The following is an 8,800-nucleotide window of genomic DNA, read 5'->3' on the forward strand; positions in this document are numbered from 1 at the left end:
CTGGGGTTTCCCCGGGCCGCCCCGGTAAAATCCCGGGCAATCCCACCCTGTCACCAACGGCACCCGAGGGTGCCGTTTTGCATTCCCCATGAGCGAACCTACCTCCCAGCCCGGCCTCGAGAGCCTGTCCAAATCGTTCGAACCCGCCGCCATCGAGGCGCACTGGGGCCCGGAATGGGAGCAGCGCGGCTACGCCAAGGCGGGCTTCCGCGGCACGCAGCAGCCCAAGGAAGGCGCCGAGTCGTTCGCGATCCAGCTGCCGCCGCCCAACGTCACGGGCACGCTGCACATGGGCCATGCGTTCAACCAGACGATCATGGACAGCCTCACGCGCTACCACCGCATGAAGGGCGCCAACACGCTGTGGGTGCCGGGCACCGACCACGCGGGCATCGCCACCCAGATCGTGGTGGAGCGCCAGCTGCAGGAGCAGAAGGTCAGCCGCCACGACCTGGGCCGCAAGAACTTCGTGGCGCGCGTGTGGGAGTGGAAGGAAAAGTCGGGCAGCACCATCACCGAGCAGATGCGCCGCATGGGCGACACGGTCGACTGGAGCCGCGAGTACTTCACGATGGACGACGATCTCTCGAAGGTGGTCACGCACACCTTCGTGAAGCTGTATGAAGAAGGCCTGATCTACCGCGGCAAGCGCCTGGGCAACTGGGACCCGGTGCTCAAGACCTCGGTGAGCGACCTGGAAGTCGAGAGCGAGGAAGAAGACGGCTCGCTCTGGCACATCGCCTACCCGCTGGAAGACGGCAGCGGCACGCTCACGGTGGCCACCACGCGCCCCGAAACCATGCTCGGCGACACGGCCGTGATGGTCCACCCCGAAGACGAGCGCTACAAGCACCTGATCGGCCAGCGCGTGAAGCTGCCGCTGGTGGACCGGCTGATTCCCATCATTGCCGACGACTACGTCGACAAGGAATTCGGTACCGGCGTGGTGAAGGTGACGCCCGCGCACGACTACAACGACTACGCCGTCGGCCAGCGCCACAAGCTCGAGGTGATCGGCATCCTGACGCTCGACGCAACCATCAACGACAACGCGCCCGAAAAATACCGCGGCATGGACCGCTTCGTGGCGCGCAAGGCCATCGTGGCCGACCTCGAGGCGCTGGGCCTGCTGGTCGAGGTGAAGAAGCACCGCCTCATGGTGCCGCGCTGCGCGCGCTCGGGCGCCGTGGTCGAGCCCATGCTCACCGACCAGTGGTACGTGGCCATGACGCGCCCCGGCGCCGACGGCCAGTCGATCGCGCAGAAGGCCATCGACGTGGTGAAGTCGGGCGAAGTGCGCTTCGTGCCCGAGAACTGGGTCAACACCTACAACCACTGGATGGAGAACATCCAGGACTGGACGATTTCGCGCCAGCTCTGGTGGGGCCACCAGATTCCCGCCTGGTACGACGAAGACGGCAAGGTGTACGTGGCCGAGACCGAAGCCGAGGCGCAGGCCAAGGCACCGGGCAAGACGCTCACGCGCGACGAAGACGTGCTCGACACCTGGTACTCGTCGGCGCTGGTGCCCTTCTCTTCGCTGGGCTGGCCCGAGAAGACGCAGGACCTGGCGCTGTACCTGCCCTCGACCGTGCTCGTGACGGGCTACGACATCATCTTCTTCTGGGTCGCCCGGATGATCATGATGACCAAGCACTTCATGGGCACTGTGCCGTTCAAGGACGTGTACATCCACGGCCTGGTGCGCGACGCCCAGGGCAAGAAGATGAGCAAGTCGGAAGGCAACGTGCTCGACCCGGTCGACCTGATCGACGGCATCGAGCTGCCCGCGCTGCTCGACAAGCGCACCCAAGGCCTGCGCAAGCCCGAGACCGCCCCAGCGGTGCGCAAGAACACGCAGAAGGAATTCCCCGAGGGCATTCCGGCGTTCGGCGCCGATGCGCTGCGCTTCACTTTTGCCTCGCTGGCCTCGCTGGGCCGCAGCATCAACTTCGATTCGAAGCGCTGCGAGGGTTATCGCAACTTCTGCAACAAGCTGTGGAACGCCACGCGCTTCGTGCTGATGAACTGCGAAGGCCAGGACTGCGGCCTGCTGGAGCACACGAAGGAAGACTGCCAGGTCGGCGGCAAGGCGCACGGCTACCTGAAGTTCAGCCGCGCCGACTTCTGGATCGTCTCGCAGCTGCAGCGCGTCGAGGCCGAAGTGGCCAAGGGCTTCGAGGAATACCGCCTGGACAACGTGGCCAACGCGATCTACCAGTTCGCCTGGGACGAGTTCTGCGACTGGTACCTGGAGATCGCCAAGGTGCAGATCCAGACCGGCGACGATGCGCAGAAACGCGCCACGCGCCGCACGCTGATCCGCGTGCTCGAGGCGCTGCTGCGCCTGGCGCACCCGATCATCCCGTTCATCACCGAAGAGCTGTGGCAGAAGGTGTCGAAGGTCGCGGGCCGCGAAGGCGCGTCGATCATGATCGCGGCCTATCCGCAGAGCCAGCCGGAGAAGATCGACGAAGCCGCAGAGGCCCACGTGGCGCGCCTGAAGGCGCTGGTCGACGCCTGCCGCACGCTGCGCGGCGAGATGAACGTGTCGCCCGCCACGCGCCTGCCGCTGTACGCGGTGGCCGACGACGCCGAAGGCGCGGCCTTCCTGCGCGACGCGGCCCCGGTGCTGCAGGCGCTGGCCAAGCTCAAGGAAGTGAAGGTGTTCGACGACGAGGCCTCGTGGCAGGCTGCCGCCGAAGCGGCGCCCGTGGCGGTGGTGGGCGCGGCGCGCCTGTGCCTGCACATGGAGATCGACAAGGCGGCCGAGAAGCTGCGCATCGGCAAGGAAATTGCACGCATCGAGGGCGAGATCGCCAAGGTGCACGGCAAGCTCGGCAACGAGGCCTTCGTGGCCAAGGCGCCGCCCGCCGTGATCGAACAGGAGCGCACGCGCCTGGCCGATTTCACCGCCACGCTGGAGCGCCTGCGCGGCCAGCTTGTGCGCCTCGGCTGACAGACGGGGTCCGGGTGGGGGACTAGGATTCGGTCATCGGCTTCGCGCCGTCCCCTCTCTCATCCCTCCTCTTTTCCTGCTTCAAACGACACTGAACCGCCCATGTCCACTTCTTCCCCGACGCGCATCCGCAAGGCCGTATTCCCTGTTGCAGGCTTCGGCACCCGCTTTCTGCCGGCCACCAAGGCGCAGCCCAAAGAGATGTTGCCCGTGGTCGACAAGCCGCTGATCCAGTACGCCGTCGAAGAAGCCTATGCCGCGGGCATCCGCGACATGATTTTTGTGACCGGGCGCAACAAGCGCGCGATCGAGGACCACTACGACACCGCCTACGAGCTCGAAAGCCAGCTCGAAGCCAGCGGCAAGGACGCGCTGCTTGAAATCGCCCGTTCGGTGTCGCCCGACGACATGACCTGCTCGTACGTGCGCCAGCCGCGCATGCTGGGCCTGGGCCACGCCGTGCTGTGCGCCGAGCACCTCGTGGGCAACGAGCCCTTCGCCGTGCTGCTGGCGGACGACCTGATGGTCGGCCCTGTCGGTGGCCAGCCGGTGCTGGCGCAGATGACCGAAGTCTTCGCGCGCCTGGGCGCCTCGGTGCTGGCCGTGCAGGAAGTGCCGCTGGAGCACGTCAAGCGCTACGGCATCGTGGCCGGCGAGAACGTGGAAGACGGCCTCGTGAAGGTCAACCGCATGGTCGAGAAGCCCAAGCCCGAAGACGCGCCCTCGCGCCTGGGCGTGGCCGGCCGCTACATCCTCACGCCCGGCGTGTTCGACGAGATCCGCAACCAGCCCAAGGGCGCGGGCGGCGAGATCCAGCTGACCGACGGCATCGCGGCGCTGATGAAGAAGGAATCGGTCTACGCCTATTCGTACAAGGGCATCCGCTACGACTGCGGCAGCAAGGAAGGCTTCCTGCAGGCGTCGGTGGAGCTGGCACTGGCGCACCCCGAGGTGGGCGCGCAGTTCCGCGAGTACCTCAAGAGCCTGAAGCTCTGAGGGCGCTGCAAAGCACTGAGAAACACACTGAAAACAAGAAGGGGCCGCGAGGCCCCTTTTTCTTTTGCCGGTTGCCGACGCTAGCGCCGCTTCAGCACGTGGATGAAGTCACTGCCCACGGTCTCCTGCGCCACCAGTTCGTTGCCGGTCTGGCGCGCAAAGGCCTGGAAGTCGCGCACCGAGCCCGGGTCGGTCGAGACCACCTTCAGCAGCTGGCCACTCGCCATGTCGTTGAGCGATTTCTTCGCCTTCAGGATCGGCAGCGGGCAGTTGAGGCCGCGCGTGTCGATTTCGCGGTCAACTTGCATTGCCAGGCTCCGGCGGCAGGTTCAGGCCGCGGCGACGCTCTTCGTTTTCCGCCGCAGTGAAGAACACCGGCTCGTGGCCGCGCGTGCGCAGCCAGTCGGCCAGCGCATAGCCGGTGCCGGCGGGCCAGCACCGCAGGTCGGGCAGGTCGTAGAGGCGGTAGTCCACCAGCTCGGGCGAGAGCTTCACCTCGCCGTCGGCCACCACGTGGTACGCGATGATGATCTGGTTCATGCGCTGGAAGTCGTAGGCCCCGACGAGCTTGGCGGCGCTGACGTCCAGGTTGGTCTCTTCCTTGACCTCGCGCGCGATGCCCTCCTCGGGCGTCTCGCCGGCCTCCATGAAGCCGGTGATGAGCGCAAACATCTTGCCCGGCCAGGCCGCATTGCGCGCCAGCAGCACCTGGCCGCGGTACTCGACGATGGCCGCCAGCACGGGCGTGGGGTTGTTCCAGTGCGTGTGGCCGCAATTAGGGCAGCGCAGGCGCTCCTTGGGACCGCCATCTTCCATCAACGCGATCCATTCGAGCGGGGTGGCGCAGGCCTGGCAGAACTTGGGGTGGGGCATGGGAAGTCTCTGTTCTTTTTCTCGGGCGTGCGGCGCCCGGAGGCGCCGCCGCAGTGTGAAGGGATCAGGCGGGGAAAACGCCCGTCGACAGGTAGCGGTCGCCGCGGTCGCACACGACGAAGACGATGGTCGCGTTCTCGACCTTCTTCGACACCTCGATGGCCGCCCACAGCGCGCCAGCCGCCGAGATGCCCCCGAAGATGCCCTCTTCGCGCGCCAGGCGCCGGCACATCTCCTCGGCGTCGTCCTGGCTCACGCTGATTTCTTCGTCGACGCGGCTCGGGTCGTAGATCTTCGGCAGGTACTCGACCGGCCACTTGCGGATGCCCGGAATGCGCGAGCCTTCGGCCGGCTGCGCACCGACGATGCGCACCGCTGGGTTCTTTTCCTTCAGGTAGCGCGAGACGCCGGTGATGGTGCCCGTGGTGCCCATGGCGCTCACGAAGTGCGTGATCTTGCCCTGCGTGTCGGTCCAGATCTCGGGGCCGGTGGTCTCGTAGTGGATGCGCGGGTTGTCGGGGTTGGCGAACTGGTCGAGCACGCGGCCCTTGCCCTGGGCGACCATCTGCTCGGCCAGGTCGCGCGCGTATTCCATGCCGCCGCTCTTGGGCGTGAGCACCAGCTCGGCGCCGAAGGCCTTCATGGTCTGGGCGCGTTCCACCGAGAGGTCCTCCGGCATGATCAGCACCATGCGGTAGCCCTTGATGGCCGCGGCCATCGCCAGCGCGATGCCGGTGTTGCCCGAGGTGGCCTCGATCAGCGTGTCGCCGGGCTTGATTTCACCGCGCTCCTCGGCTCGCTTGATCATCGACAGCGCCGGCCGGTCCTTGACCGAACCCGCCGGGTTATTGCCTTCGAGCTTGCCCAGGATCACGTTGCCGCGCTTGGCGTTTTCCGCGGCGTGGATGCGTTGCAGGGCAACCAGGGGGGTCTTGCCGATGGCGTCTTCGATCGTCGGATAATTCATGCCAGCCACTGTGCCATAATTTTGGGCTTCCTTCCGGATGTGCCCGGGTGGTGAAATTGGTAGACGCAGGGGACTCAAAATCCCCCACCGAAAGGTGTGCCGGTTCGATTCCGGCCCCGGGCACCACGAGACAACATCACACCGTCTCACCCAACATCAAAACCCGCTCGCCTCACTGGCGCAGCGGGTTTTTCTTTGCCTCAAGCCGTCTCAGCCCATAGCATCCCATGTCGGCACTTTGTCGGTACTTCTGTAGGTACTGGCAAAAGTGGCGAGAATGAAGTACCGACAAATCGAAGGGGCTGGAATGGCGCTCACAGACACGTTCGTGAAGCAGGCGAAACACAAGGGTTCGGCAGCCGGCGAACGGTATGCCGACGGCGGCGGGATGTATCTCCGAGTGAAAGCGTCGGGTAAGTACTGGCGCCTGGACTTCCGGATCAACGGCAAGCCCCAAACCCTGGCGCTCGGCGTCTACCCCGAGGTCTCCCTGGCCAAGGCTCGCCAACGGCGCGAGAAAGCGCGTGAACAACTCGCCGACGGCATCAACCCGAGCGTGGCCAAGCGCGAGGAAAAGGCGGCCAAGATCGCTGCCTCAGGGAACACCTTCGAAGTGGTCGCCCGGGACTGGCTGGCAAAAACCGCGAGCAAGCGCGGCCCCAGCACCCACGAGAAGATCGAAACCTGGCTCACCAAGGACGTTTTCCCCTTCATCGGCCGCGACCCCGTGGCGGATCTCAAGGCGAAGGATGTGCTGGACAAGGTGGCCCGGCGCATGGAGGCGCGCGGCATCCACGAGAGCGCCCACCGCGTCGTGCAGGTCTGCTCGCAGGTGCTGCGCTTCGCTGTGGCGACAGGCCTCACCGACCGCGACGTGACGGCCGACCTGCGCGGCGCCCTCGCCTCGGTCGAGAAGGCCCACTACGCCGCGATCACCGAGCCCAAGGAGGTCGGCAAGCTCATGCGGGCGATCCGCGACTACGCCGGCCACCCCGCGACCTCTGCCGCGCTACAGCTATCGCCCCTGGTATTCCTGCGCCCTGGCGAGCTGCGCGCGGCCGAATGGGCGGAAATCGACCTGGAGGCCGCGGAATGGCGCATCCCCGGCTCCAAGATGAAGATGAAGGTGGAGCACCTAGTGCCGCTGTCGCGCCAGGCCATCGAAGTCCTCAGGGGCATCCAGGCGCTCACTGGGCACGGTCGCTATGTGTTTCCCAGCATCCGCACGGGCGAACGCTGCATGAGCGAGAACACCATCAACGCCGCGTTGCGCGGCATGGGCTACGGGTCTGACGTGATGACTGCCCACGGCTTTCGAGCGATGGCACGCACGATCATGGACGAGGTGCTGAGCGAGCGGCCCGACCTGATCGAGCACCAACTGGCGCATACCGTGAAAGACCCGAACGGTCGTGCGTACAACCGCACCGCCCACCTACCCGCGCGCCGGGAAATGATGCAGCGCTGGGCCGACTACCTGGACAAGCTGCGGCTCGGCGCGGACGTGATCCCGATCAATCGCGCTGCGTGACGGCAGCCGCGTCCTGCTTGCCGCCAGAAGTGCTATTCCGCCCTTCCGGCGGCGATGTGCTGAAAGAGACTGAGGCGATCAAAGAGCTGCCGTAGCGTGGCGCCTGGAAGCTAAAGCGGCAGGACTTCAGGCGCCCTGCGCGAGCGATTGACAGCAAGACATCGAACTGCCTCAACGACAACTCCATCCCTGCCTGTAGCTTGGGCTTCATGCCAGTAATCGAGCCAACGCTGGGGATCTCAGCTCTACCTGCGGTCGGAGAGGTTGAGCCGGTGATCTGAAAATCAAATGCAAGAACGCCATTGACAGCCTCCGTGAGCGTGCCATAGACCTTCATGTAGATTTGTTCCTCGCGCCTGCGCTCCTAAATCGCTTTGCCGCCTTGGACCATCGCATAGAGGCTTAGACCCCAGTCTTCGATCGCCCCCTGTCGTCTGAGGATTTCGCGTTGGGGGCTGTGCTTTTTCGTCGCGGTGGTCATAGGCAGGGAGCGTTGTTACGACTCGGCTCGGCGCTGTAGACCGAGGGCTGGTCGATGTGAGTTTTCACATGAGCGGCAAGCAAGAAGTAGCATCCGCCCATGTGGACGCCAGCCAGCCCCATCGTGATCGCCGGCCGCACCCTGACCGATCAGGAGGCATGGTGGCATGAATTTCGAGATGAGCTTCTCGATCAGTGCAACGGCAAGCTCGACGGAGACTGGCTCACCATGGTCTGCCGCGTTGTCTATCCCCTCGCCTTCAAAGATGACCCGCGCCACATCGCAAGACTGGCGCATGCTGTCTTTGGGCTCCAGAGGTGGCAATCCGGCAGTGCAGCACACAGAGCACATATGCGCCGGCCTCTGTCAAATCAAGGCACCTGCCGCCGACGAGTGCGACGGTAGGCTTGGCCTGCCCATCATTTGCCGCCCAAGCAGTCCCGAAACCGGTGCTGCTATTGAAGCAGGAAGCAGTCCCAAAAACGGAGCAGCTCCGAATTTGGAAGAAGTCCCGTTTTTCCCGCCAAGCGCTCCCCACAAGTACGGACCAATCGCCTCTGTGCGGTGATCGGCTGCCAGCGACATCCACGCGGCGAGATTGGCGATAGCGTCATCCAACCCTGCTCGACTCTGCTGCATGTCGAGCAGAGCGGCACGCTCTTCGAAAAGTTTGACTATCGGGCGGATCATGCGCGACCTGTGCGCGCGGGTATCTGCGAGTGCAAGCCAAGCATGAGGCTCACTCTATGTGGCCTTGCTCCTGCAGCCCTGCCGCTGCGGGCTCAAAGGCGGTAAGAAATTCCTGCACCACTTCGCCGATCTTTTGGAGGGTCTGCGAAGTGATGTCAAGAAAGCATAGTTCCCCCTTGTAGTGTTGGCGCCGACCGGAAACTGAGCCAGTTTTGCAGGTAGTGCCGAAGTAAAAGTGAGCCAGGTGTTCAACCTACCCTGCTGTTTATTTAAGCAGCGGGGTTCGAGGAGTGATCACCATGG

Annotated in this window: 8 protein-coding genes and 1 tRNA gene; 4 read left to right on the forward strand and 5 right to left on the reverse strand. The window is 64.8% G+C overall.

The window, feature by feature from the left end:
* The first annotated feature begins 88 nt into the window (after positions 1-88).
* Together AC57B8_RS01400 and galU are read left to right on the forward strand one after the other, a co-directional pair.
* A complete protein-coding gene (locus tag AC57B8_RS01400; protein WP_496478401.1) occupies positions 89-2,959 on the forward strand; it encodes a valine--tRNA ligase in 2,871 nt (956 codons plus the stop codon).
* A 102-nt stretch (positions 2,960-3,061) separates the two neighbouring features.
* Positions 3,062-3,955 (forward strand): UTP--glucose-1-phosphate uridylyltransferase GalU, encoded by an 894-nt coding sequence (galU, locus tag AC57B8_RS01405; protein WP_070062154.1) that lies wholly within the window; start codon positions 3,062-3,064, stop codon positions 3,953-3,955.
* 80 nt (positions 3,956-4,035) lie between these two features.
* On the opposite strand, the gene AC57B8_RS01410 is transcribed toward galU, so the two are convergent.
* The 3 genes from AC57B8_RS01410 to cysM all read right to left on the reverse strand — a co-directional run bounded on the left by AC57B8_RS01410 (position 4,036) and on the right by cysM (position 5,795).
* On the reverse strand, positions 4,036-4,263 hold the full coding sequence (locus AC57B8_RS01410) for a sulfurtransferase TusA family protein (protein ID WP_056572272.1): 228 nt from the start codon (positions 4,261-4,263) through the stop codon (positions 4,036-4,038).
* Entirely contained in the window at positions 4,253-4,828 is a 576-nt protein-coding gene (locus AC57B8_RS01415; RefSeq protein ID WP_056572274.1) for an NUDIX domain-containing protein, read from the reverse strand. The genes AC57B8_RS01410 and AC57B8_RS01415 overlap by 11 nt, the downstream gene beginning before the upstream one ends.
* Before the next feature lie 64 nt (positions 4,829-4,892).
* A complete protein-coding gene (cysM, locus tag AC57B8_RS01420) occupies positions 4,893-5,795 on the reverse strand; it encodes a cysteine synthase CysM (protein ID WP_062479803.1) in 903 nt (300 codons plus the stop codon).
* A gap of 41 nt (positions 5,796-5,836) precedes the next feature.
* On the opposite strand from cysM, the gene AC57B8_RS01425 reads away from it, so the two are divergent.
* Together AC57B8_RS01425 and AC57B8_RS01430 are read left to right on the forward strand one after the other, a co-directional pair.
* A tRNA-Leu gene (locus AC57B8_RS01425) sits at positions 5,837-5,921 on the forward strand.
* Positions 5,922-6,102: 181 nt separating this feature from the next.
* Positions 6,103-7,326, forward strand: a complete 1,224-nt coding sequence (locus AC57B8_RS01430) for a tyrosine-type recombinase/integrase (RefSeq protein WP_496478407.1) — start codon at positions 6,103-6,105, stop codon at positions 7,324-7,326.
* Here AC57B8_RS01430 and AC57B8_RS01435 read toward each other — a convergent pair.
* Both AC57B8_RS01435 and AC57B8_RS01440 read right to left on the reverse strand, forming a co-directional pair.
* Positions 7,310-7,663, reverse strand: coding sequence for a hypothetical protein (locus AC57B8_RS01435; protein ID WP_496478402.1), 354 nt, complete (start codon positions 7,661-7,663; stop codon positions 7,310-7,312). The genes AC57B8_RS01430 and AC57B8_RS01435 overlap by 17 nt on opposite strands.
* A 510-nt stretch (positions 7,664-8,173) precedes the next feature.
* On the reverse strand, positions 8,174-8,497 hold the full coding sequence (locus AC57B8_RS01440) for a hypothetical protein (RefSeq protein WP_496478403.1): 324 nt from the start codon (positions 8,495-8,497) through the stop codon (positions 8,174-8,176).
* Positions 8,498-8,800 lie beyond the last annotated feature (303 nt).

This window comes from Variovorax sp. BGA-UO-ETr-C22 (assembly GCF_059567965.1).